We start from the raw sequence: 21,064 nt of genomic DNA, 5'->3' as shown, positions 1-21,064 counted from the left end.
AGAGTCCGTGGGTCTCAGTCGAGCACGTGCCGCAGGTAGCGGCCCGGGGCGTCGAGGTAGGCCTTCCAGTGCTGCACGAGCTCGAGGTGCTCCCACCCCGCCTCGCGCAGCCCCCAGTCGCCGACCTCGAGGATCCGCGCACCGGGCAGCGAGGCGAGCACGGGGGAGTGCGTCGCGCACAGCACCTGCCCGCCGGTGGCGCGCAGCTCGTGCAGGGTGCTCATCAGGCCCAGAGTCGAGGAGAACGACAGCGCCGCCTCGGGCTCGTCGAGGCAGTAGAAGCCGGGGGAGTCGAACCGGGTGCGCAGCACCTCGAGGAACGACTCGCCGTGGCTGAGCCGGTGCCAGTGGTCGCCGCCGCCGGCCTCGGTGGCCTGGTAGGTGTACCAGCCGTGCATCGTCTCGGCGCGCAGGAAGAAACCCCACCGGCCGCTGCCGATCCCGCGTTGGAGGCGCAACGCCTTCCACAACGGCGACTCGGTGGGGTGCGTAAAGTACTGCCCCTGCGTCGACCCGCCTTCCGGCGAGAGCCCGTAGGCCATCGCCACCGCCTCGACGATCGTCGACTTGCCGGACCCGTTCTCGCCCACCAGGAACGTGACGCCGGGGGCCAGGTCGAACCCCTCGCGCAGCATCTGTGCCACCGCCGGGATGCTCGCCGGCCACTCGCCGCGAGGCAGCGGCGCGCGGGCGTCGTCGACGCTCACCCGGACGACGGGCGGTTGGTCGAAGTCCACCTCGGCAGGGTATCGGCCACTAGGGTCTGGGCATGGCGTCCAAGCCACCATCGGTGGAGATCGAGGTCGACGACCGGGTGGTGCGGATCAGCAACCCCGAGCGCGTCTACTTCCCCGAGACGGGAGCCACGAAGCTCGACCTCGTCGAGTACTACCTCGCGGTCGGGCCGGGCATCGTCAACGCGCTGTGGGAGCGCCCGTGCATGCTGCACCGGTTCCCGAAGGGGCTGGCCGGTCCGAAGGTGCACCAAAAGCGGCTGCCGGCAGGCGCGCCGGCGTGGGTCGAGACGGTGCAGCTGCACTTCCCGCGGTGGAACCGCACCGCCGACGAGCTGTGCGTCACCGAGCTGGGCAGTGTGATCTGGGCGGTGCAGATGTCGACCGTCGAGTTCCACCCCTGGAACAGCCGCCGCGGGCACACCGAGCGGCCCGACGAGTGGCGCATCGACCTCGACCCCGGTCCGCAGTGCGGTTACGACGACGTACGCCGCGTGGCCGGCATCGTTCACGAGGTGCTCGACGAGCTGGGCGTCACGGGCTATCCGAAGACCAGTGGCAGCAAGGGGCTGCACGTGTACGTGCGCATCACGCCCGAGCACGGCTTCGCAGACGTCAGGCGCGCGGCGCACGCGTTCGCCCGAGAGGTCGAACGCCGTGCGCACGGGCTGGTCGACCTCACCTGGTGGCGCAAGGACCGCGACCCGGCCGCCGTCTTCGTCGACTACAACCAGAACACCCGCGACCACACGATCGCGGCCGCCTACTCCGTGCGCGGCCTCCCCGACGCCCGGGTGTCGACGCCCGTACGGTGGGAGGAGATCGACGACGCCGACCCGCGCGACTTCACCATCGCCACGGTGCCGGCCCGCTTCGCCGAGGTCGGTGACCTGCACGAGGGCATCGACGCCGACCCGTGGCGCATCGACCCGCTGCTGGAGTGGGCCGAGCGCGACGAGCTCCCGACCGGGGACGACGAGGAGGACCAGCCGTGAGAGGCACCTGGGACGACGTCAACCGGCGGCTCACCAGTACCCTGCTGGCGCTCGACCTCGGCGATGTGCTCACCATCGGCGACGCCCCACCGACGCCCGCCAAGAAGGGTCTCTTCGGCCGGGCCAGGGCGGCGTCGTCCGCCGGGCCTCGCCGCTACGCCATGGTGACGGCCACCCGCAACGAGCTCGTGGCCGAGGTCGTCGGCTCCACCTCGTTCGGCGGGGACTGGCCGATGACGCCGGAGCAGGAGGCCTACCTCGAGCGCACCGGCTGGCAGCGGCCGTGGAGCGACGAGCTGCTCACCTGGATCCGCGATGCGCCGCTGCAGCGCGCGCCCAACATCGCGATCGCCATCGTGCGCGCTCTCCAGGAGCTCGGCTGTGAGGTCGAGCAGCTCGAGGTGTCGTTGAGCCGCGAGGATCCCGACGCCTGAGCCCGGGTCACGGCGTCGCCATACACAAGTCCTGGACTGTATGGTCACGGGCGTGTCCGACAACAGCGCACCCGCAGCCGAGCCGCTCGTCCTCGTCGAGGCCGACGGTCCCGTCCTGACCGTCACGCTCAACCGCCCCGAGAAGCGCAACGCCACGAACGCCGAGGTGCTCTGCCGCCTCTACGACGCGTGGGTGCGCCTCGACGAGGACGACGACCTGCGGGTCGCGATCCTCACCGGCAAGGGCTCGGTCTTCTGCGCCGGCATGGACCTCGGTGAGATCGCTCGGCTGAACCAGGGCGCGAAGGACAACGAGTGGATCACGCGGCTCGTGGAGAGCCCCGACATCTCGCTCAAGGCCTACCTCAAGACCTACCGGCCCACGAAGCCGATCATCCTCGCCGCCGAGGGTGTGGCCCGGGCCGGTGGCACCGAGATCCTGCAGGGAACCGACATCCGGGTGGCCGGAGAGAGCACCGTCTTCGGCGTCACGGAGGTGCAGCGCGGACTGTTCCCGATGGCCGGCTCCGCCGTTCGACTGCGCCGCCAGATGGGGTACGCCGTGGCCGCCGAGATGCTGCTGGCCGGCGACGACATCACCGCGCCGCGTGCCCACGAGCTCGGGCTCATCAACCACGTCGTGCCCGACGGTCAGGCGCTGGCCAAGGCCCGCCAGATCGCCGAGCGGATCGCGGCCAACGGCCCCGTCGCGGTGCGCAACATCCTCGCCGTGCTCCGCCAGACCGAGACGATGCCCGAGGAAGAGGCCTTCGAGATCGAGATGCCGCTGGGCTACGCCACGATGGCCACCGAGGACGCCAAGGAAGGCCCGCGCGCGTTCCTCGAGAAGCGCGCTCCGGTGTTCCAGGGCCGCTGAGTCTCCCGGCGCCGCGCCTGAGAGGATCACGACCCATGGGCATCCAGATCACGCCGAGCATCCTCAACGCCGACTTCGCGGCCCTGGGTGCCGAGGTCGCGCGCATCCCGAGTGCCGACTGGGTACACGTCGACGTGATGGACAACCATTTCGTGCCGAACCTGACGTTCGGCCCGACGATGGTCGAGGCGCTGGCACGCAGCACCGACATCCCGCTCGACGCGCACTTGATGATCACCGACGCCGACCGCCACGCGCCGACGTACGCCGAGGCCGGCTGCGGGTCGGTGACCTTCCACGTCGAGGCGGCCCAGGCGCCGGTGCGGCTGGCGCGGGAGATCCGCGCCGCCGGGGCGCGCGCCAGCATGGCGCTCAAGCCGGCCACGCCGGTGGAGCCGTACGAGGATCTGCTGCCCGAGCTCGACATGCTGCTGCTGATGACCGTCGAGCCCGGCTTCGGCGGCCAGAAGTTCCTCGACCTGGTGCTGCCCAAGATCCGCCGGGCTCGGGCGCTCATGGACAAGCACGGCGTCGAGACCTGGCTCCAGGTCGACGGCGGCGTCTCGCTGGAGACCATCGAGCGCTGCGCCGAGGCCGGTGCCGACACCTTCGTCGCCGGCTCGGCCGTGTACTCCGCCGACGACCCGGACGCGATGATCGAGGCGCTGCGCGCCGCCGCTGCCGGCTGAGAGCGGCCTGCGCCGCCGGCACCGTGGGCGAGGTGAGTCCTTCGGCGTGCGGGTCGGGGGAGTGGCGCGTGGTGTGATTCACAACGGCTCGACGCCGAGCAGTCCGGGAGGCTCGTGCGCTTCCGTGGTTCAATGGCACCGACGAGTGAACATGCTCGCGTGCTCTGGGGTCGGTGTAATTCCGAGCCGGCGGTGAAAGTCCGCGACCCGGTCACAGCCAGTGACCGGTTGACCAGGTGGAACTCCTGGACCGACGGTGAGAGTCCGGATGGGAAGCGCACGCAGCGGTCATGCTCGCCGCCGTCCTCCGACGGCCGCGACGCGCCCGCCGTCCCCCGGAGTCCGTGAGCCCGACCGGACCAGGACGACGCACCATGACCAGCACAGCCGGCACCACCGCAACCGAGGCGGCCGCCATGAGGCGTGCGCTCGCGCTCGCGGCGACGCCGGGCGTGCCGATGGTGGCCGACACCCGCCGCGTGGGCTGCGTGCTGCTCGACGACGCCGGCCGCACGATCGCCGAGGGGTTCCACGCCGGGCCCGGCACCCCGCACGCCGAGGCCGCCGCCCTGGCCGCGGCGGCCGACTCGGCAGCCGGCACCACGGCCGTGGTCACCCTCGAGCCCTGCGACCACACCGGCCGCACCGGCCCGTGCACCCAGGCGCTGATCGCGGCCGGGGTGCGCCGCGTGGTGTTCGCCGAGCCCGACGCCAACCCCACCGCGGCCGGCGGCCAGGCCCGGCTCGAGGCCGCGGGCATCGAGGTCGTCTCCGGACTGCTGGCCGACGAGGCGGCGGCTCTCAAGCGGGTCTACGACGTGGCGCGCGCCGAGCAGCGCCCGTTCGTCACGTGGAAGCTCGCCGCCACGCTCGACGGACGCAGCGCGGCCGCCGACGGCACCAGTCGGTGGGTCTCCGGCACGGCTGCACGACGCGACACGCACCGGCTGCGCGCGCTGTGCGACACGATGCTCGTCGGCACCGGCACCGTGCTGGTCGACGACCCGCTGCTCACCGTGCGCGACGCCGAGGACCGGCCCCTCGCCGTCCAGCCGCTGCGCGCGGTGATGGGGCGGCGCGACCTGCCGGCCGACCGCCGCGTGCTCAACTCCGACGCCCAGACCGTGCTCCTGCGCACCCGCGACCCGCGCGAGGCGCTCGCACAGTTGTGGGCGCGGGGTCGCCAGCACGTGTTCCTCGAGGGCGGCCCCACGCTCGCCGCCGCGTTCGTGCGGGCCGGGCTCGTCGACGAGATCGTCTGCTACGTCGCGCCCTTCTTCCTCGGCGCCGGCCTCTCCTCGGTCGCCGACCTCGGAATCGGCACCCTCGCCGAGGCGTTCCGGCCCCGGGTGGCCGATGTCGTCGTACTCGAACCCGTCGTCGAGGGCGAGGAGCCCAACGTGCGTTTCATCCTGACCCCGCAGCACCCCGCCGACCACCAGGAGCGTGAGTGATGTTCACCGGCATCGTCGAGGAACTCGGCACCGTCAGCGCCATCGACGACCTGACCGACGCCATCCGGCTGCGCATCGCCGCCGACGTGGTGCTCGAGGGCACCGGCCTCGGCGACTCGATCGCCGTCAACGGCTGCTGCCTCACGGTCGTCTCGATCGAGGGCCGCACCTGGACCGCCGACGTGATGCGCGAGTCGCTCGACAAGACCTCGCTCGGCACGGTCCGCGTCGGTGACCGGGTCAATCTCGAACGTGCCGTCACCGCCGACAAGCGGCTGGGCGGCCACATCGTGCAGGGCCACGTCGACGGCGTCGGCTCGATCGGCCGCCGCACGCCGAGCGAGCACTGGACCGTGGTCGAGATCGCGGTGCCACCGGCCCTGACCCGCTACGTGGTCGAGAAGGGCTCGATCACCATCGACGGCATCAGCCTCACCGTCGTCGACGTCACGGACACCAGCCTCACCGTCAGCCTCATCCCCGAGACGCTCGCCCGCACCACCCTGGGCTTCCGCGAAGCCGGGGACGCCGTCAACCTCGAGGTCGACGTCATCGCCAAGCACGTCGAGAAGCTCGCGCTGCCGTACCTCTCGCAGAAGGAGAACTGACCCATGACCGTCCGACTTGACCCCGTCGAGCGCGCGATCGCCGACATCGGCGCCGGCAAGGCCGTGGTCGTCGTCGACGACGAGACCCGGGAGAACGAGGGCGACATCATCTTCGCGGCGTCGAAGGCGACGCCCGAGCTGATGGCCTGGACCATCCGGCACTCCAGCGGCGTGATCTGCGTGCCCATGCCCGGCGACATGCTCGATCGGCTCGAGATCCCGCTGATGACCCCGCACAACAAGGACGCCTACCGCACGGCGTACACGATCACCGTCGACGCTCGCGATGGCGTCAGCACCGGCATCTCCGCCGCCGACCGGGCACACACCGCCCGGGTGCTGGCCGACTCGGCCACCGAGGCATGGGAGCTCACCCGGCCCGGTCACGTGCTGCCGCTGCGCTACCGCGAGGGCGGCGTGCTCGTGCGACGCGGGCACACCGAGGCCGCGGTCGACCTGGCCCGGCTGGCGGGCCTGACCCCGGCGGGCGTGCTCGTCGAGGTCGTCAACGACGACGGCACCATGAAGCGAGCACCCGAGCTGCGCGCGTTCGCCGACGAGCACGGCATCGCGATGATCTCGATCGAGGATCTGGTGCGCTACCGGCGTCGCCACGAGACGCTGGTGCAGCGTCAGGCCGTCACCCGGTTGCCCACCCGGGCCGGGGAGTTCACCGCCTACGGCTACCGGATCACCGTCGACGGCTCCGAGCACGTGGCGCTCGTGCACGGCGACCCCGAGGCGCTCACGGACGGCGAGCCGGTGCTCACCCGGGTGCACTCGGAGTGCCTGACCGGTGACGTGCTCGGCAGTTACCGCTGCGACTGCGGGCCACAGCTCGACGAGGCGCTCGAGCGGGTCGTCGCGGAGGGTCGCGGTGTGGTGATCTACCTGCGCGGCCACGAGGGTCGTGGCATCGGGCTGCTCGCCAAGCTCCAGGCCTATCAACTCCAAGACGGCGGCCGCGACACCGTCGATGCCAACCTCGACCTCGGGCTCCCGGCCGATGCCCGCCACTACGGCACCGCCACGCAGATCCTGCGCGACCTCGGGGTCGGCTCGGTGCGACTGATGACCAACAATCCCGACAAGATCAGCAGCCTCGAGGAGTTCGGCATCACCGTCACCGAGCGAGTGCCGCTCACCCCGCACCCCAACGACCACAATCTCGCCTACCTCACCACCAAGCGTGACCGGATGGGGCACGTGCTGCCCGATCTCGACGTCGCCGACCTCGACCCGGATGGAGTGAACGCATGAGCGGCCACGGAGCCCCCACCACCGACCCCGTCGACTGCGGCGACCTGCGCGTGGCCGTCGTGGCGGCGTCCTGGCACACCGAGGTGATGGACGGCCTGCTGGCCGGCACCCAGCGCGCCCTGGCGGACTTCTCGGTGCCGCACGCCGAGATCGTCCGCGTGCCCGGCACCTTCGAGCTCCCCGTCGTCGCGTCCGCCCTGGCGGCCACCGGCTACGACGCGGTGGTCGCGCTCGGCGTCGTGGTGCGCGGCGGCACCCCGCACTTCGACTTCGTGTGCAACGCCGCCACCGACGGCCTCACCCGCGTCGCGCTCGACCACACGGTCGCCGTCGGCTTCGGTGTGCTCACCTGCGACACCGACGAGCAGGCCTTCGACCGCGCCGGTCTCGACGGCTCGAAGGAGGACAAGGGCTACGAGGCCACCTCCGCCGCCCTGCTCACCGCTCGCACCCTCAAGGCCGTCCGCCGCGGCTGAGCCACTCCTCGGCCAGCAGCGCATAGACGAACTCGTCGAGCCAGCCGCGCTCGCGGTGCAGCGAGTCGGCCACGTGGTGGGCCTCGCGCCGCATGCCTAGCCGTTCCATGAGCCGCCACGACGATTCGTTGTCGCTGAAGCACTCGGCGACGACGCGGCGCAGGCCCAGGCCGCCGTCCGCGACCGGGGTGAAGCACAGGTCGATCACTCCGCGCACCATCTCGGTCGCCAGCCCCTGCCGGCCGTGGCGTGGGTCGAGCACCCAGCCGAGGGTGGCCTGCGTGGCGCGGGCGCGCTCGCGCACCTCGGTCTGCGCCCAGGCGTCGCCGACCATGACCATGACGTCGCCGACGAGCACGCCGTCGCGCTCGACGTGCAGCACGTGCCGGGCCGCCTCGCTGCTGAGGTACTCCTCGGTGTTGGCCAGAGTCGGGACGGGCCCGCCGATCCACTCCGCCACACCCGGCAGCGAGCGGTAGCCGAGCAGAGCCGCGGCGTCGTCGGGTCGTGAGGGCCGCAGCAGCAGCCGCTCGGTGCGCACAGGCCAGACGAGGTCGTGCAGGGCGGGGGCTGCGGTGCCCGGAGTCTGGGCTGATGCGGGGGAGTCGCTCACGGGCACCTAGTCTGGTGCCTCGTGAAGACGTTCGACGAGCTCTGGGCGGAGTTGGCCGAGAAGGCCGCCACCCGTCCCGCCGGTTCCGGCACCGTGGCGCAGCTCGACGCCGGCGTCCATGCGATCGGCAAGAAGCTGGTCGAGGAGGCCGCCGAGTCGTGGATGGCCGCCGAGCACGAGGGCCGCGACCGGGCGGCCGAGGAGATCAGCCAGCTGCTCTACCACGCCCAGTGTCTGATGCTCGCCCTCGGGCTGGAGCTCGACGACGTCTACACCCACCTCTAGGACCTCGACCATGACCAGCACCGACCCCGGCATTCTCCGCGTCGCGATCCCGAACAAGGGCTCGCTGTCGCAGTCGGCCTCCGACATCCTGCGCGAGTGCGGCTACCGCCAGCGCGACGACGCCAAGCAGCTCACCCTGATCGACGACGAGAACGGGGTCGAGTTCTTCTACCTGCGCCCGCGCGACATCGCTCTCTACGTCGGCGAGGGCACCCTCGACGTCGGCATCACCGGCCGCGACCTGCTGCGCGACTCCGGCGCCAAGGCCGACGAGGCGATGGAGCTCGGCTTCGGCCGCAGCCGGTTCCGCTTCGCCGGCCCCGCCGGGCAGTTCTCGGACGTCACCCAGCTCGCCGGCACGCGCATCGCGACCTCCTACACCGGGGTCGTGCACGACTTCCTCGCCGCGCGCGGCATCACCGCCGAGGTGGTGCGCCTCGACGGCGCGGTCGAGACCAGCATCCAGCTCGGTGTGGCCGACGCGATCGCCGACGTCGTCGAGACCGGCTCCACGCTGCGCCGCGCCGGCCTGGAGGTCTTCGGCGAGACGATCCTGGAGTCCGAGGCCGTGCTCATCACCCGCAGCGGCGAGATCCCCGCCGGGTTCGACGTCTTCCAGCGCCGCCTCGAGGGCGTGCTCGTCGCGCGCAGCTACGTGATGATGGACTACGACATCCCGACCGCCGCGGTCACCGAGGCCGTTCGGCTCACTCCCGGCATCGAGAGCCCGACCGTGGCGCCGCTGCATCGCGAGGGCTGGTCGGCGGTGCGGGCGATGGTCCCGCGCGACGGCGCCCAGAGACTGATGGACGCGCTCTACGACCTGGGTGCGCGCGGCATCCTGCTCACCGACATCCATGCCTGCCGACTCTGAGGGTGCCGGGGTGAGCCTGCCCGTCACCTGGCGGCCGCTGGGCGGACCCATCGTGGGGGTCGTGCTGGGCGTGGGGCTGCTCGTGGTCTTCGGTGCGGCCTGGTTCGCCTTCGACGACGAGACCCGAGGCAAGTTCACGGCCTTCCAGATCGGCACGATGCTCGTGCTGGGCGCGCTCGGGTTCGCGTGCCTGCACGCGCTGATCCGGTCCCGGGTCGTGGCCAGCCGAGACGGCCTGCTCATCGTGAACGGCTATCGCAAGCACCAGCTGGCCTACGAGCAGGTCGTCGACGTGCACCTCTCACCCGGCGCGCCGTGGGTCACCCTCGACCTCAGCGACGGCACCACCCTCTCGGTGCTGGGCATCCAGGGTTCCGACGGACGCCGTGCCGTGCGCGCCGCTCGTGCCCTGCGGGCGCTCGTGGTGAACCCGCCGTCAGTCGACTGACCGGATGCCCCAGGTCGCGGTGTGCGACTCACCGGGCTCGAGCACGACCAGTCCGACCCCGGAGTTGAGGGCGTCCGCGGGGGCGGTCATCGGCTCGATCGCCATCGACCTGCGCGCCGAGGCGGGCACGTCGTCGGCGGTGTAGAGCTGCAGGCAGGTGTAGGCGTCGTCGGCCCACAGCGCCACTCCGGTACCGGCCGCCGGGTCGCGCAGCACGGTGGTGGTGACGCCGCGCTCGTCGGGGAGCAGGTCGGTGAAGCCGTCGTTGAGCACGGTGTCGCGCACGGGCCGTGCGACGCGGAAGTCGAAGGCGGTGTCGTCGACGGGCTCGTAGCCGGTGGGCAGCAGCCGCTCGCCGTCCGCCAGCACCCGCGTGCTGGCGGGAAGGGTGAGCTCCCAGCCGTCGACCGGGCCCTCGCCGGCGAGCAGGTAGGGGTGGGCCCCAGCGGCGTAGGGCGCCGGGGAGTCGGCCAGGTTGGAGGCCGACTGCGTGACGGTGAGACCGTCGGCGGAGAGGTCGTAGCTGACCGCGACGTCGAGGCTCCACGGGTACCCGGTCTGCGCCATCACACGGTAGGTCAGCGTGACCGAGTGCGAGGTGTGCTCCTCGAGCGTGAAGGCGACCCACCGCACGAGGCCGTGGGATGCGTTGTGGCGCGAGGGCTCGGTGAGCGCGAGCTGGAGATCCCTCCCGTCGAATGAGTAGCGGCCGTCGCGAGTGCGGTTCGGCCAGGGCACCAGCAGCTGACCACGGCCGCCCGGCGCCATCTCGTGCTCCCCGAACCCGTCGAGCAGTGCTCGCCCCTCGTGCTCGAGCAGCCGGAGCGCGCCGCCGCTCTCGGTGACGACGGCCCGGTAGCCGGCCGCCGCGATCTCGAACTGCTCACCGCTGGGGGAGGTCATGCCCGAGAGGGTAGCGAGGCGTCACACGGCGCTCAGCAGCGCGAGCACCCGCTCGACCACCAGGTCGGTGGCCGCGCCGTCGTAGGTCGCCAGCGCGCTGTCGCAGAAGAGGTGGGCATCGCCGGGGTAGGTGAAGACCTCACCGCCGGGGGCGCCGGCGACCAGCTCGCGTGCGGCGTCCAGGTCTCCCTCGTGGGCGAAGAACTCGTCGTCGTCCATGCCGTGCACCTGCACCGGCACGCCGCCGGGCCACGGGCCGAAGGCCCACTCGCCCGTCACGGGCACACACGCCTCGAGCAGCACCGCGCCGGCCACACCGTCGCGGGTCTGGGCCAGCCGCTGTGCCTGCATGACGCCCATGGAGATGCCGACCATGACCACCGGCCCGGCGGCGAGCAGCTCCGACGCCGCGGCATCGGCCAGCGCCGTGGCGTCCGGGGCGTCGTCTGAGTTCTTCCACGCGAACGCGTCGGGCATCGTGGTGAAGGTGCGCCCGGCGTAGAGGTCGGGTGTGTAGACGTCGTGGCCGCCGGCGCGCAGCCGCTCGGCGAGATCCCGCACGCCGTCGGTGAGCCCGAGCACGTGGTGGAAGAGCAGCACGGTGGCCATCAGCGTCTCCAGTCGTCGTCGGGGTCTCCTCCGGTGCGTCCGTCGACGCTCTCGCACAACAGCTCGGCGTGCCCGGTGTGGCGACCGTACTCCTCGACGAGGGCGAAGAGCATGCGCCGCAGGCTCGCCCGGCGCCCGCCGGCCCAGGCGGCGTCCGGCCCGACCCGCGGTCGCACCGTAGGGTGGTGACATGTCTCACCGTGTGCTCGCCGACCGCTTCGGACGCGTCGCCACCGACCTGCGGGTCTCGCTGACCGACCGGTGCAACCTGCGCTGCAACTACTGCATGCCGGCCGAGGGCCTGGACTGGCTGCCCGGCGACGACGTGCTCACCGACGACGAGGTCGTGCGACTGATCCGCATCGGGGTGGAGCACCTCGGCATCGCGGAGATCCGGTTCACCGGGGGAGAGCCGCTGATCCGACGCGGGTTCGTCGACATCGTGCGACGCTCGCGCGAGCTCGGGCCCGGCCTCGGGCTCTCGGTCACCACCAACGCCCTCGGCCTGGCCAAGACGGCGCACGCACTGGCCGAGGCCGGCCTCGACCGGGTCAACGTCAGCCTCGACACCGTGCGCCCCGACACCTTCCGCGAGATCACCCGTCGCGACCGCTTCGCCGACGTCGTCGCCGGCCTCTCCGCAGCCCAGGAGGCCGGTCTCGGGCCGATCAAGGTGAACGCGGTGCTGCTGCGCGGGACCAACGACGACCAGGCTGGCGAACTGCTCGCCTGGTGCCTGGAGCGCGGCTACGAGCTGCGGTTCATCGAGCAGATGCCGCTGGATGCCCAGCACGGCTGGAATCGCGAGGCGATGATCACCGCCGACGAGATCTTCGCGATGCTCGAACGCGACTACACGCTCACCCCGGCCAGCGAGCCCCGTGGCAGCGCCCCTGCCGAGCTGTTCACCGTCGACGGGGGCCGCGGCACCGTCGGCGTCATCGCCTCGGTCACCCGGCCCTTCTGCGGCGACTGCGACCGCGTGCGGCTCACCGCCGACGGCCAGGTACGCAACTGCCTCTTCGCGCGCTCGGAGTCCGACCTGCGCACCGCCCTGCGCGGCGGCGGCAGCGACGAGGAGATCGCCGACCGCTGGGTCGTCGCCATGGCCGGCAAGGCCGCCGGTCACGGCATCGACGACGAGACGTTCCTCCAGCCCGACCGGCCGATGTCGGCCATCGGCGGCTGACCTGGTACGAGGCCGGTCAGAACGAGGGTGGTCAGACCGAGAGGTCCACGCCCTCGCGGTGCGGTACGACGTCTTTTAAGAACCCCCGCGACCCGAGGAAGGAGCCGAGGTGTTCACGGTGCTCCTCGCACGCCAGCCACACCTTGCGACGCTCCGGCGTGTGCACCTTGGGGTTGTTCCACACCAGCGCGTGCGCGGCTTCGGCCTGGCACCCCTTGGCGGAGCAGGGGTCGGTCATCGGGGTCCGAGCGAGTCGTGCCGCGACCGCGACTCCAGCTGCGGGGCGCCGTAGGCTCCGGGTTGGAGCTCGAAACCGTCGCGGCGGGTCGCCTGGGCGTTGGCCATGACCACCGCGACGTAGGGCAGCACGATCGCACCCGCGATGAGGATGGGCCACAGCCAGTTGACCCCGGCCAGACCGGAGATGCAGGCACCGACGAAGCACGCCGAGCGGATGCTCATCGAGATCAGGTAGCGCTTCTGGCGCCTGCGCAGATCCTCGGCCGGGCTCACAGCGGCAGTGGTGATGCGGATGGCGTCGTCGCCCCGCGACTGCTGCTTGCCTGCCATGACCCTCAGTGTAGGTCGGCCGTCGTGAGGCGTGGCGTCCACTAGGGTGGCCAGGTGAGCAACCGCACCTACCGAGTGACCGAGATCGTCGGCACGTCCCCCGACGGCATCGACCAGGCCATCCGCAACGGCCTCGAGCGCGCCGCGCAGAACCTGCGCCACGTCGACTGGTTCGAGATGACCCAGGTCCGCGGCCAGGTCAAGGACGGCACCGTCGAGCACTTCCAGGTCGGGCTCAAGATCGGCTTCCGTCTCGAGGACGACGGTCCCGTCGACGCGTGACCTCGGCCCGGACGACGCGTGATCTGGGGCACGTCGTTTCGAGTACGCGTGGGTAATCACTAGCGTCGTCGCACGTGAGCGAGAGCAGTACACAGCCCAGACCCGAACCGAGGTCCGTGCTGGTCACGGGCGGCAACCGCGGCATCGGACGCGCCATCGCAGAGGCGTTCCTCGCCCAGGGCGACAACGTCGCGGTGACCACCCGCAGCGGCGGGGCCCCGGACGGTGCCCTCGACGTCCGCTGCGACGTCACCGACGGCGCGGCGATCGACGCGGCGTTCAAGCAGATCGAGGAGGCCCACGGTCCGGTCGAGGTGCTGGTCGCCAACGCCGGCGTCACCGCCGACACGCTGTTGCTGCGGATGAGCGACGACGACTGGGAGCAGGTCATCTCGACCAACCTCACCGGCTCCTTCCGGCTCGCCAAGCGCGCCGCGAAGGGCATGCTGAGGCTGCGGCGGGGCCGGATCATCCTGATCTCCTCGGTGGTCGGACTGCTCGGCTCGCCGGGCCAGGTCAACTACGCGGCCTCGAAGTCCGGGCTGGTCGGCATGGCCCGGTCGATCGCCCGCGAGCTCGGCTCCCGCTCGATCACCGCCAACGTGGTGGCGCCGGGCTTCATCGAGACCGACATGACCGCCCAGCTGCCCGAGGAGCAGGTGAAGGCCTATCAGGGCCAGATCCCGCTCGGCCGGCTCGGCGCGGTCGACGAGGTCGCCGGTGCGGTGACCTGGCTCGCCGGACCCGGCGCGGCGTACGTGACGGGCGCCGTGATCCCCGTCGACGGCGGACTAGGGATGGGGCACTGAACCATGGGCATTCTCGAAGGCAAGACGATCCTCGTGGCCGGGGTGACGATGGACTCCTCCATCGGTTTCGCCACCGCCAAGGTCGCCCAGGAGCAGGGTGCGACCGTCCTCATCTCCAACTTCGGCCGCGCGCTCGGCATCACGCGCCGCATCGCCAAGCGGCTGCCCACCGAGCCGCCGGTGCTCGAACTCGACGTCACCGACCCCGAGCACCTCGAGGGGCTGGCGGCCCAGGTGCGTGAGCACCTCGGCGACGACGCCCACCTCGACGGCGTGGTCCACTCGATCGCCTTCGGCAACCCCGAGACGCTGCTGGGCGGCCGGTTCCTCGAGGGTCCGTGGGACGACGTGGCGCAGGCTGTCCAGGTATCGGCGTACTCGCTGAAGTCGCTGGCCACCGCGTGCCGCCCGCTGATGGGAGAGGGTGGGTCCATCGTCGGCCTCACCTTCGACGCCACGGTCGCCTGGCCCGCGTACGACTGGATGGGCGTCGCCAAGGCCGGTCTGGAGTCCTGCTCGCGCTACCTCGCGCGCGATCTGGGGCCGGAGGGCATCCGGGTGAACCTCGTCTCCGCCGGGCCGCTGCGCACCCTAGCGGCCAAGGCCATCCCCGGGTTCTCCGATCTCGAGGACATGTGGGCCACTCGGGCACCGCTGGGCTGGGACAACACCGACCAGGAGCCGACGGCGAAGGCGGTGTGCGCGCTGCTCAGCGACTTCTTCCCGGCTACCTCCGGGGAGATCGTGCACGTCGACGGCGGCTTCCACGCCATGGGAGCATGACTGCGTGACCGATCCGGTGCTGAACCGCGCGTGGTTGACCCAGGACTGGTCGGTCAACGCGGGCGCTCCGCGGCTCCAGCTCATGCTCGTGCTGTTCCGGCTGGCGCAGGCGCTGCGTCGGCCCTTCGACCGTCGCTGCCGGATCATCGCGCTGCCGATCGTGGTGCTCTACACCTGGTACGCCGAGGCACTGTGCTCGGTGGAGCTGCCGGTGCGCACCCGGGTCGGCCCCCGGCTGCGGGTGCGGCACGGGTTCGGCATCGTGTTCAACGACGCCTGCGTCGTCGGGGCCGACGTCGAGGTGCGCCACGGCGTCACCTTGGGCAACAAGGTCGAGGGCGGCGCGTGTCCGACCCTCGAGGACGGCGTGTCGCTCGGCGTCAACGCCACCGTGCTCGGCGGGGTGCGGATCGGTCGGGGAGCGATCGTCGGAGCCGGTGCCGTCGTGGTGCACGACGTCGCCCCGGGCGTCACGGTGGTGGGCACCCCCGCCAAGCCCGTCTGAGGCCGGCGGGTCACCCCCGTGGTCGCGGCGGTTGGGGGCGGCTGTCAGATTGTGTGAGTGGCACCGACCCCCGCAGCGCCTCGTCCCTCCGACCCGACCCGTCGCCTCGTGGTCATCCGGCACGCCAGGGCCGAGCAGGTCGCCAACTCCGACGCAGAGCGCCGGCTGACATCCGAGGGCCGGGCCGACGCCGTGGCAGCCGGCCGATGGCTGCGCGACCGGGGGCTCGAGCCGGACCGGCTGCTGGTGTCGTCCGCGGAACGAACGCGAGAGACGGCCGCGGGCGTCCTCGAGGGCGGCCGCTTCGTCGGCGCCACGCTCGACGTCGAGCCGACGCTGTACTCAGCCAGCCCGGAGACCGCGCTCGACCTGGTGCGCGAGTGCCCCGACGACATCGCGACCCTGGTCGTCATCGGGCACAACCCCACGATGGCCTACCTCGCGCAGCTGCTCGACGACGGCGAGGGCGACGCGCAGGCGTCGGCGGCCCTCCTCCAGGGGTATCCGACCTGCACGATGACCGTCTTCGACGTCGAGGGCGCCTGGGCCGACCTCGGGGAGCAGCAGGCGGCCGTGGTCGCCTACCAGGTGGCCCGCGGTGCCGGGTGATCGATGGGAACTATGCCTGTGAGGGGTTTGCCTATGATGCATAGGTAAGTCACGATGAGTGCATGCAACCCCTGGACGAGAAGGCGATACGCACGAGCTTCGTCAACGCGAGCAAGGGCGAGGTCGCCCGGATGAACCTGCCGGCAGACCTCGACGACCGGCGCTGGCCCGACCTCGACCTGCTCACGTGGATCGACCCGAGGTCGCCTCGATCGGCCTATCTCGTGGTGCCGACGCCGGAGCGCGGCGTCGTCGGCATCGTGCTGAAGCGAGCAGGCGGAGGCAGCACCCGGGCTCGCATGTGCTCGCTGTGCACCACCACGCACGGCGGCCAGGGGGTGGCGCTGATGGTCGCCCAGCGGGCCGGGCGGTCCGGCCGCGAGGGCAACACCGTCGGCGTCGAGATGTGCGCCTCGCTCGCCTGCTCGGCCTACGCCCGCGGCACGCTGGAGCGCCCGGCCATGACGGTCGTGCACGAGACGCTCTCGGTCGATCAACGAGTCGAGCGACTGCGCCGCAACGTGCTCGCATTCGTCGACCGAGTGCTGGCGTCATGAGCCCCCGCGCCGGACTCAACCCCGATCGGCTCGCCGCGGAGGCAGCCGACCTCGCCGATGAGCAGGGGTTGGGAGCCGTCACCCTGACCGCGTTGGCGCGTCGTGTCGGCGTGAAGCCGCCGAGTCTCTACGCCCATGTGGCGAGCAATCGCGACCTACGGCAGCGCCTGACGCTGCGGGCCCTGGAGGAGAGCGCCGGCCGGGTCGCCGAGGCGGTCGCGGGGCGTAGCGGGCGAGAGGCCATCGACGCGCTCGGCCAGGCCTACCGCGACTACGCCTCCGCGCACCCAGGCCGCCACGCGGCCATGTCCCTGCCGTTGGACGACGAGGTCGCGGCGGTCGGCGCCGGACCGCGCCACGCCGAGCTGGCCCGCGCCGCGCTGCGTGGCTACGCCCTCGGCGAGCCCGACGAGACCCACGCCGTCCGGCTACTCGGCGCCACGGTGCGCGGCTGGACCGACCTCGAGCGCGCGGGCGGCTTCGCCCGCAGCGAGCCCGACGCCGAGGCGAGCTGGCAACGCGCCGTCGATGGCCTCGACGTCGTCTTCGGGTCGTGGTCGCGGGGAGTCGCCGGCGCCGCCGATCCGGCCGCCTCGCACGCAACCTCGAGGGCCGAGAGCCAGGCGTCGGGTCAGGGCATGGTCTGAGCAGCGGGTACGTCGTAGAGGTCGCAGAGGCGGGCGATCCGGTCGAAGGTGGAGGCAGTCACGGGGATCCCGGACCGGAGTCGCTCCTCGCGGGTCCGGGTCGCACGTTGACCAGGCAGGAGGACGGGGGCGTCGGGGTGCTCCGGCCGGCTGGAGAGCACCCACTCCAAGAACCCCTCGACGTCCTCCTTGAAGTCCGCCGCGCTCGTCGGATCCCCGAGGTCGAACGCGATGACCAGCGCGCCTTGGTCCTCGACCCCGGGATCGCGGCGGACCGTGCCCGCGCGGGTGAGACCGCCGGCCAGCGCTTCGACGATCAGCGCCAGCGCGTACCCCTTGGGCCCACCCGCCGGGCGCAGCGCGCCGGCGGAGGTCCGCCAGTGCTCGGGGACCGCCTCGCCTCGGTCACCGTGCTCACCCAACCGTCCGGAGGCCACCACGCTCGTCGCCATGTCGATCACGAGAGGCGCTCCGACGCGGGGGATCCCGGCCGCGATCGGATTGGTCGACAGCCTTGCCTCGCTACCTCCGTGTGGGGCGACGGCCTGCCCGCCACCTGCATCGTTGGCGACGACGACGATCATGGCGTTCTCGGTCGACGCCACCTCGCAGAAGTCGGCCAGCCGGCCCGCGAACGCGCTGCGGCGGACCGCCACAGCCGAGACCCCGAACCTGCGCGCCCGTGAGATCGCCAGATCCCGAGCGTAGGCCAGAACGAGGTGCCCGAAGCCGTGGTCGCCGTGGATGCGTACCCAGGCACCGCGGTCCTCCTCGATCGTGGGTCGGGCGGAGACGTTGACCAGACCTCGTTCGATGTCGTCGATGTACTGCGGCAGACGCCACAGACCGTGGGACTCGTGGCCGGCCGCATCGGAGTCGACCATGAGGCGAGCCATCGATGCGGCATCGTCCGACGGCATCCCTCGGGCGCTCAGGATCTGGCTGCAGACCCGCACCCACTCCTGGTGCGACACACGGATCACGGGGCACTCCCAGCTCAGACCGGCGGCGCCGGGGTGGTGATGCCGGCGGCCCGGTCGGCAGCCTCGATCTCCTCGCGGCTGATGCCGAGCAGGTACATGATCGTGTCGAGATAGGGCACGTTGAGAGCCGTGTCGGCGGCGTCGCGCACGGCCGGCTTGGCATTGAACGCGATGCCCAGACCGGCCGCCTCGAGCATGTCGAGGTCGTTGGCGCCGTCGCCGATGGCGATGGTGGCGGCGGGGTCGACGCCGAGCTCGGCAGCGAACTCGCGCAGTGCGGCGGCCTTCGCGGCGCGGTCGACGACCGCGCCCACGACGCGACCGGTCAACACGCCGTCGACGATCTCGAGCTCGTTGGCGCGCGCGAAGTGGATGCCGAGCTCGACGGCGAGCCGCGCGGTGATCTGGCTGAAGCCGCCGGAGACGATCGCGAACCGATAGCCCAGCCGGCGCAGGGTGCGCACCATCGTGCGGGCGCCGGGAGCGAGCTCGATGGAGTCGTACACCTCGTGCAGGGCCGAGGCGGGCACGCCCTCGAGAAGCGCGACCCGGGAGCGCAGCGACTCCTCGAAGTCCAGCTCGCCACGCATCGCGCGTTCGGTGACCTCGGCCACCTCGTCCTCGCATCCGGCGTGGGCCGCGATCATCTCGATGACCTCGCCCTGGATGAGCGTGGAGTCGACGTCCATGACGATCAGCCGCATGCCGTGGCGCAGCAGTCCTGCAGGCTGGACCGCCAGATCGATGCCGAGACGCGCCGCCTCCGGAGCCAGGACGCCGCGCAGCGCGGCGGGCTCGGCGCCCGAGGCGTGCAGGTCGATGGCGGTCACGGGGTAGCTCGCCATACGTTCGATGCGGTCGATGTTGCCGCCGGCCTCCGCGATCCGGCTCGCCACCGCGGCCATCGCGGTCGCGGTCAGCGGGGCGCCGAGCACCGTCACATGGGCCCGGCCCTCGGCGGGCTCGTGGGCGTCGCCCGTGCCGGGCTCGATCTCCAGGCTCATGTCCAGGCCGGCCGCGGTGCTCTCGAGCTCCTCGCGCAGGAGGTCGGCCTCGACCCGCGACTCGGGCGCCGTCACCAGGAGTCCCAGCACCAGGCGGCGCCGCAGCACGATCTGCTCGAGGTCGAGGACGTCGACGCCGAAGCGGGCGAGGGTCGAGAACACCGTCGAGGTGACGCCGGGTCGTTCGCGCCCGGTGAGCGTGATGAGCAGCGTCTCGGGGCGCACGGGGGAACCCTAGGTCATGGGCCAGACCTCGGGGGAGCAGGCGGCCACCAGGGCGCGGCGAGCGGCCCGGCCGAGCGGCACCAGCGCCTGCTCGCGGCGCTGCGCCTCGTGCAGCGTGAGCGCGCCGCCGTCGTCCTCCAGGGCCAGGTCGACGATCTCGCGGGCCACGAGCGCACGGTCGGCCAGGTCGACGCAGCGCGCCGGCGTGCCCGGGGGAGCGGTGAGCGGCTCGCGGTGCCGCAGGTTCATGAGGTGGTCCGCGAGCTCCGGGCGCCAGCGGGCTACGTCGAGCCGGGCCAGCAGGTCGGTCGCCTCGAGCAGGCCCGCTCGCAGGGCACGGTCGGCCTCGCCGACATCCGGGAGCTGGCGCCGGTCCGCACGGTGGGCCACCCAGGTGGTCGCGCCCCCGACGACGTGGGGCACGAGGCCGATGCCGTCTGCGACCGCGGCCTCACCCATCTCCAGGGCGTCGTGGTTGAAGGCGACCGGTCCGCCGAGACCGACCGGATCCCCCTCGGCGGGGAAGGCGGCGCCGAGGCAGGTCGCACCCTCCACGCGCAGGCGCGCCAGACCCCCGATGAGTGCCTCGACCGGTTCCCCGCCGAGGCCGAGGTCGGCGAGCCCCGAGAGCACGTGCGTGGCCTGCCCGGTCTCCTCGGCGGCGACCACCTCGTCGACCACCAGATCGGCGACGACGTGCCCGCGCAGCCACGCGGTGCCCCACCAGGCCAGCCGGGCGGAGGCCGGGAGGTCGGTTCGCGCTCGGCTCACGGCGGGCGACGCTACGCGGCAAGCCGTGCGAGGTGTGCGGGTAGGTGCCGGCCCGGGCCCGTAGGGTGTCGCCCATGGCCGCCGTCATCGACCTCGTCGACGTCACGGTCCGGCGGGGCGACTCCCTGTTGCTGGACCGCATCTCGTGGACCGTCGAGGAGGACGAGCGCTGGGTGGTGCTGGGCCCCAACGGTGCCGGCAAGACCACCCTGCTCTCCCTCTGCTCCGCCCAGCTGCACCCCACGCAGGGGCGCGCCGACATCCTCGAGGAGACGCTGGGTCGCGTCGACGTCTTCGAGTTGCGACCCCGCATCGGCGTGACGAGCGCGGCGTTGGCCGAGCGCATCCCGCGCCACGAGTCGGTCAGCGACGTCGTCGTCTCTGCCGCGTACGGAGTGCTCGGCCGCTGGCGTGAGGTCTACGACGAACTCGATCACGAGCGCGCGACCTCCCTGCTGCGCGAGTTGGGCGCCAAGCACCTGATCGACCGCACCTTCGGCACGTTGAGCGAGGGCGAGCGCAAGCGGGTCCAGATCGCCCGTGCCCTCATGAGCGACCCCGAGATGCTCCTGCTCGACGAGCCGGCCGCCGGTCTCGACCTGGGCGGCCGCGAGGATCTCGTCTCGACCCTCTCGGTGCTCGCCTACGACCCCGACAGCCCCGCCACCGTGCTCGTCTCCCACCACGTCGAGGAGATACCGCCCGGTTTCACCCACGCCCTGCTGCTGCGCAAGGGCCGCGTCGTGAAGGCCGGGCTCATCGACGACGTGCTCACCGAGCAGCACCTCTCGGCCGCCTTCGGCATGCCGCTCGTGCTCGACCACGCCGACGGCCGGTATGCGGCTCGCCGGCGCACCCGGGTTCGGTAGGG

The 21,064-nt window shown here is 72.0% G+C and carries 30 protein-coding genes and 1 riboswitch; of the genes, 20 read left to right on the top strand and 10 right to left on the bottom strand.

Annotated elements, in window-relative coordinates:
* Positions 1-14: 14 nt before the first annotated feature.
* On the bottom strand, positions 15-737 hold the full coding sequence (locus tag ISG29_RS15870) for an AAA family ATPase (RefSeq protein ID WP_328829474.1): 723 nt from the start codon (positions 735-737) through the stop codon (positions 15-17).
* Between the two features lie 32 nt (positions 738-769).
* Here ISG29_RS15870 and ligD point away from each other — a divergent pair, with 32 nt between their 5' ends.
* The 8 genes from ligD (at position 770) to ribH (ending at position 7,527) form a co-directional block, all read left to right on the top strand.
* On the top strand, positions 770-1,729 hold the full coding sequence (gene ligD / locus ISG29_RS15865; RefSeq protein ID WP_194504420.1) for a non-homologous end-joining DNA ligase: 960 nt from the start codon (positions 770-772) through the stop codon (positions 1,727-1,729).
* Positions 1,726-2,163: a TY-Chap domain-containing protein gene (locus ISG29_RS15860; RefSeq protein ID WP_194504419.1), complete on the top strand. Its 438-nt coding sequence runs from the start codon at positions 1,726-1,728 to the stop codon at positions 2,161-2,163. Before ligD ends, ISG29_RS15860 begins: the two co-directional genes overlap by 4 nt.
* 52 nt (positions 2,164-2,215) lie before the next feature.
* A complete protein-coding gene (locus tag ISG29_RS15855; protein ID WP_328829472.1) occupies positions 2,216-3,040 on the top strand; it encodes a crotonase/enoyl-CoA hydratase family protein in 825 nt (274 codons plus the stop codon).
* Between the two features lie 35 nt (positions 3,041-3,075).
* Positions 3,076-3,729: a ribulose-phosphate 3-epimerase gene (gene rpe / locus ISG29_RS15850; RefSeq protein ID WP_194504417.1), complete on the top strand. Its 654-nt coding sequence runs from the start codon at positions 3,076-3,078 to the stop codon at positions 3,727-3,729.
* Between the two features lie 155 nt (positions 3,730-3,884).
* A riboswitch (FMN riboswitch) is annotated at positions 3,885-4,014 on the top strand.
* Between the two features lie 89 nt (positions 4,015-4,103).
* Positions 4,104-5,183, top strand: coding sequence for a bifunctional diaminohydroxyphosphoribosylaminopyrimidine deaminase/5-amino-6-(5-phosphoribosylamino)uracil reductase RibD (gene ribD / locus ISG29_RS15845; protein ID WP_235960049.1), 1,080 nt, complete (start codon positions 4,104-4,106; stop codon positions 5,181-5,183).
* On the top strand, positions 5,183-5,791 hold the full coding sequence (locus tag ISG29_RS15840; protein WP_194504416.1) for a riboflavin synthase: 609 nt from the start codon (positions 5,183-5,185) through the stop codon (positions 5,789-5,791). The genes ribD and ISG29_RS15840 overlap by 1 nt, the downstream gene beginning before the upstream one ends.
* 3 nt (positions 5,792-5,794) lie before the next feature.
* The gene (locus ISG29_RS15835) at positions 5,795-7,051 is read left to right on the top strand and encodes a bifunctional 3,4-dihydroxy-2-butanone-4-phosphate synthase/GTP cyclohydrolase II (RefSeq protein ID WP_194504415.1); all 1,257 of its coding nucleotides are present in this window, start codon (positions 5,795-5,797) and stop codon (positions 7,049-7,051) included.
* Positions 7,048-7,527 carry a 6,7-dimethyl-8-ribityllumazine synthase gene (ribH, locus tag ISG29_RS15830; RefSeq protein ID WP_194504414.1) on the top strand — a complete coding sequence of 160 codons (480 nt, stop codon included), beginning with the start codon at positions 7,048-7,050 and terminating at the stop codon, positions 7,525-7,527. Before ISG29_RS15835 ends, ribH begins: the two co-directional genes overlap by 4 nt.
* On the opposite strand, the gene ISG29_RS15825 is transcribed toward ribH, so the two are convergent.
* Positions 7,505-8,140 carry a GNAT family N-acetyltransferase gene (locus tag ISG29_RS15825; protein WP_328829465.1) on the bottom strand — a complete coding sequence of 212 codons (636 nt, stop codon included), beginning with the start codon at positions 8,138-8,140 and terminating at the stop codon, positions 7,505-7,507. The genes ribH and ISG29_RS15825 overlap by 23 nt on opposite strands.
* A gap of 21 nt (positions 8,141-8,161) precedes the next feature.
* On the opposite strand from ISG29_RS15825, the gene ISG29_RS15820 reads away from it, so the two are divergent.
* From ISG29_RS15820 to ISG29_RS15810, 3 genes are read left to right on the top strand one after another with little or no spacing between them, the layout of a single operon-like run.
* A complete protein-coding gene (locus ISG29_RS15820) occupies positions 8,162-8,425 on the top strand; it encodes a phosphoribosyl-ATP diphosphatase (protein ID WP_194504413.1) in 264 nt (87 codons plus the stop codon).
* A gap of 10 nt (positions 8,426-8,435) precedes the next feature.
* Positions 8,436-9,299, top strand: a complete 864-nt coding sequence (gene hisG / locus ISG29_RS15815) for an ATP phosphoribosyltransferase (protein WP_194504412.1) — start codon at positions 8,436-8,438, stop codon at positions 9,297-9,299.
* A gap of 10 nt (positions 9,300-9,309) precedes the next feature.
* A complete protein-coding gene (locus tag ISG29_RS15810) occupies positions 9,310-9,747 on the top strand; it encodes a PH domain-containing protein (RefSeq protein WP_328829463.1) in 438 nt (145 codons plus the stop codon).
* Here the strand turns inward: ISG29_RS15810 and ISG29_RS15805 are convergent.
* Genes ISG29_RS15805 through ISG29_RS15795 form a run of 3 tightly spaced genes read right to left on the bottom strand, consistent with a single transcriptional unit; the run spans position 9,736 to position 11,435 of the window.
* Complete coding sequence (locus ISG29_RS15805) at positions 9,736-10,650, bottom strand: aldose 1-epimerase family protein (RefSeq protein WP_194504410.1); 915 nt, start codon at positions 10,648-10,650, stop codon at positions 9,736-9,738. The genes ISG29_RS15810 and ISG29_RS15805 overlap by 12 nt on opposite strands.
* Before the next feature lie 21 nt (positions 10,651-10,671).
* On the bottom strand, positions 10,672-11,259 hold the full coding sequence (locus ISG29_RS15800; RefSeq protein ID WP_194504409.1) for a dienelactone hydrolase family protein: 588 nt from the start codon (positions 11,257-11,259) through the stop codon (positions 10,672-10,674).
* Positions 11,259-11,435, bottom strand: a complete 177-nt coding sequence (locus ISG29_RS15795) for a mycothiol transferase (RefSeq protein WP_328829460.1) — start codon at positions 11,433-11,435, stop codon at positions 11,259-11,261. Before ISG29_RS15795 ends, ISG29_RS15800 begins: the two co-directional genes overlap by 1 nt.
* Before the next feature lie 14 nt (positions 11,436-11,449).
* On the opposite strand from ISG29_RS15795, the gene moaA reads away from it, so the two are divergent.
* Positions 11,450-12,448 carry a GTP 3',8-cyclase MoaA gene (gene moaA / locus ISG29_RS15790; RefSeq protein WP_194504408.1) on the top strand — a complete coding sequence of 333 codons (999 nt, stop codon included), beginning with the start codon at positions 11,450-11,452 and terminating at the stop codon, positions 12,446-12,448.
* 31 nt (positions 12,449-12,479) lie between these two features.
* Here the strand turns inward: moaA and ISG29_RS15785 are convergent, their stop codons facing one another.
* A complete protein-coding gene (locus tag ISG29_RS15785) occupies positions 12,480-12,686 on the bottom strand; it encodes a hypothetical protein (protein WP_194504407.1) in 207 nt (68 codons plus the stop codon).
* The gene (locus ISG29_RS15780; RefSeq protein ID WP_194504406.1) at positions 12,683-13,018 is read right to left on the bottom strand and encodes a DUF3099 domain-containing protein; all 336 of its coding nucleotides are present in this window, start codon (positions 13,016-13,018) and stop codon (positions 12,683-12,685) included. Before ISG29_RS15780 ends, ISG29_RS15785 begins: the two co-directional genes overlap by 4 nt.
* 54 nt (positions 13,019-13,072) lie before the next feature.
* On the opposite strand from ISG29_RS15780, the gene ISG29_RS15775 reads away from it, so the two are divergent.
* The 7 genes from ISG29_RS15775 (at position 13,073) to ISG29_RS15745 (ending at position 17,210) form a co-directional block, all read left to right on the top strand.
* Positions 13,073-13,300, top strand: a complete 228-nt coding sequence (locus tag ISG29_RS15775; protein WP_194504405.1) for a dodecin — start codon at positions 13,073-13,075, stop codon at positions 13,298-13,300.
* Between the two features lie 74 nt (positions 13,301-13,374).
* Entirely contained in the window at positions 13,375-14,109 is a 735-nt protein-coding gene (fabG, locus tag ISG29_RS15770; RefSeq protein WP_194504404.1) for a beta-ketoacyl-ACP reductase, read from the top strand.
* A 3-nt stretch (positions 14,110-14,112) separates the two neighbouring features.
* Positions 14,113-14,892 carry an enoyl-ACP reductase FabI gene (gene fabI / locus ISG29_RS15765; RefSeq protein ID WP_194504403.1) on the top strand — a complete coding sequence of 260 codons (780 nt, stop codon included), beginning with the start codon at positions 14,113-14,115 and terminating at the stop codon, positions 14,890-14,892.
* A gap of 4 nt (positions 14,893-14,896) precedes the next feature.
* A complete protein-coding gene (locus ISG29_RS15760) occupies positions 14,897-15,397 on the top strand; it encodes a serine O-acetyltransferase (RefSeq protein ID WP_194504402.1) in 501 nt (166 codons plus the stop codon).
* A gap of 57 nt (positions 15,398-15,454) precedes the next feature.
* Complete coding sequence (locus ISG29_RS15755) at positions 15,455-16,006, top strand: SixA phosphatase family protein (RefSeq protein ID WP_194504401.1); 552 nt, start codon at positions 15,455-15,457, stop codon at positions 16,004-16,006.
* A gap of 62 nt (positions 16,007-16,068) precedes the next feature.
* On the top strand, positions 16,069-16,563 hold the full coding sequence (locus ISG29_RS15750) for an FBP domain-containing protein (protein ID WP_194504400.1): 495 nt from the start codon (positions 16,069-16,071) through the stop codon (positions 16,561-16,563).
* Positions 16,560-17,210: a TetR-like C-terminal domain-containing protein gene (locus tag ISG29_RS15745; protein WP_194504399.1), complete on the top strand. Its 651-nt coding sequence runs from the start codon at positions 16,560-16,562 to the stop codon at positions 17,208-17,210. The genes ISG29_RS15750 and ISG29_RS15745 overlap by 4 nt, the downstream gene beginning before the upstream one ends.
* Here the strand turns inward: ISG29_RS15745 and ISG29_RS15740 are convergent.
* From ISG29_RS15740 to ISG29_RS15730, 3 genes are read right to left on the bottom strand one after another with little or no spacing between them, the layout of a single operon-like run.
* Positions 17,195-18,193, bottom strand: a complete 999-nt coding sequence (locus ISG29_RS15740; protein ID WP_194504398.1) for an Ldh family oxidoreductase — start codon at positions 18,191-18,193, stop codon at positions 17,195-17,197. The genes ISG29_RS15745 and ISG29_RS15740 overlap by 16 nt on opposite strands.
* A gap of 14 nt (positions 18,194-18,207) precedes the next feature.
* A complete protein-coding gene (serB, locus tag ISG29_RS15735; RefSeq protein ID WP_194504397.1) occupies positions 18,208-19,422 on the bottom strand; it encodes a phosphoserine phosphatase SerB in 1,215 nt (404 codons plus the stop codon).
* A 9-nt stretch (positions 19,423-19,431) separates the two neighbouring features.
* On the bottom strand, positions 19,432-20,193 hold the full coding sequence (locus tag ISG29_RS15730; protein WP_194504396.1) for a hypothetical protein: 762 nt from the start codon (positions 20,191-20,193) through the stop codon (positions 19,432-19,434).
* Positions 20,194-20,267: 74 nt separating this feature from the next.
* Here ISG29_RS15730 and ISG29_RS15725 point away from each other — a divergent pair, with 74 nt between their 5' ends.
* Positions 20,268-21,062 carry an ABC transporter ATP-binding protein gene (locus ISG29_RS15725; RefSeq protein WP_194504395.1) on the top strand — a complete coding sequence of 265 codons (795 nt, stop codon included), beginning with the start codon at positions 20,268-20,270 and terminating at the stop codon, positions 21,060-21,062.
* The last annotated feature ends 2 nt before the right edge of the window (positions 21,063-21,064 follow it).

Origin of the sequence: Nocardioides acrostichi (genome assembly GCF_015319165.1) — a bacterium.
In the GTDB taxonomy this organism is placed as follows: Bacteria; Actinomycetota; Actinomycetes; order Propionibacteriales; family Nocardioidaceae; genus Nocardioides; species Nocardioides acrostichi.
This window is presented reverse-complemented; position numbering and strand designations above follow the sequence as displayed.

Coding starts and splice junctions, on each gene's coding strand:
- ligD (WP_194504420.1), top strand. CDS start 770: ATGGCGTCCAAGCCACCATCGGTGGAGATCGAGGTCGACGACCGGGTG.
- rpe (WP_194504417.1), top strand. CDS start 3,076: ATGGGCATCCAGATCACGCCGAGCATCCTCAACGCCGACTTCGCGGCC.
- ribD (WP_235960049.1), top strand. CDS start 4,104: ATGACCAGCACAGCCGGCACCACCGCAACCGAGGCGGCCGCCATGAGG.
- ISG29_RS15840 (WP_194504416.1), top strand. CDS start 5,183: ATGTTCACCGGCATCGTCGAGGAACTCGGCACCGTCAGCGCCATCGAC.
- ISG29_RS15835 (WP_194504415.1), top strand. CDS start 5,795: ATGACCGTCCGACTTGACCCCGTCGAGCGCGCGATCGCCGACATCGGC.
- ribH (WP_194504414.1), top strand. CDS start 7,048: ATGAGCGGCCACGGAGCCCCCACCACCGACCCCGTCGACTGCGGCGAC.
- hisG (WP_194504412.1), top strand. CDS start 8,436: ATGACCAGCACCGACCCCGGCATTCTCCGCGTCGCGATCCCGAACAAG.
- ISG29_RS15805 (WP_194504410.1), bottom strand. CDS start 10,650: ATGACCTCCCCCAGCGGTGAGCAGTTCGAGATCGCGGCGGCCGGCTAC.
- ISG29_RS15800 (WP_194504409.1), bottom strand. CDS start 11,259: ATGGCCACCGTGCTGCTCTTCCACCACGTGCTCGGGCTCACCGACGGC.
- moaA (WP_194504408.1), top strand. CDS start 11,450: ATGTCTCACCGTGTGCTCGCCGACCGCTTCGGACGCGTCGCCACCGAC.
- ISG29_RS15785 (WP_194504407.1), bottom strand. CDS start 12,686: ATGACCGACCCCTGCTCCGCCAAGGGGTGCCAGGCCGAAGCCGCGCAC.
- ISG29_RS15780 (WP_194504406.1), bottom strand. CDS start 13,018: ATGGCAGGCAAGCAGCAGTCGCGGGGCGACGACGCCATCCGCATCACC.
- fabI (WP_194504403.1), top strand. CDS start 14,113: ATGGGCATTCTCGAAGGCAAGACGATCCTCGTGGCCGGGGTGACGATG.
- ISG29_RS15750 (WP_194504400.1), top strand. CDS start 16,069: ATGCAACCCCTGGACGAGAAGGCGATACGCACGAGCTTCGTCAACGCG.
- ISG29_RS15745 (WP_194504399.1), top strand. CDS start 16,560: ATGAGCCCCCGCGCCGGACTCAACCCCGATCGGCTCGCCGCGGAGGCA.
- ISG29_RS15725 (WP_194504395.1), top strand. CDS start 20,268: ATGGCCGCCGTCATCGACCTCGTCGACGTCACGGTCCGGCGGGGCGAC.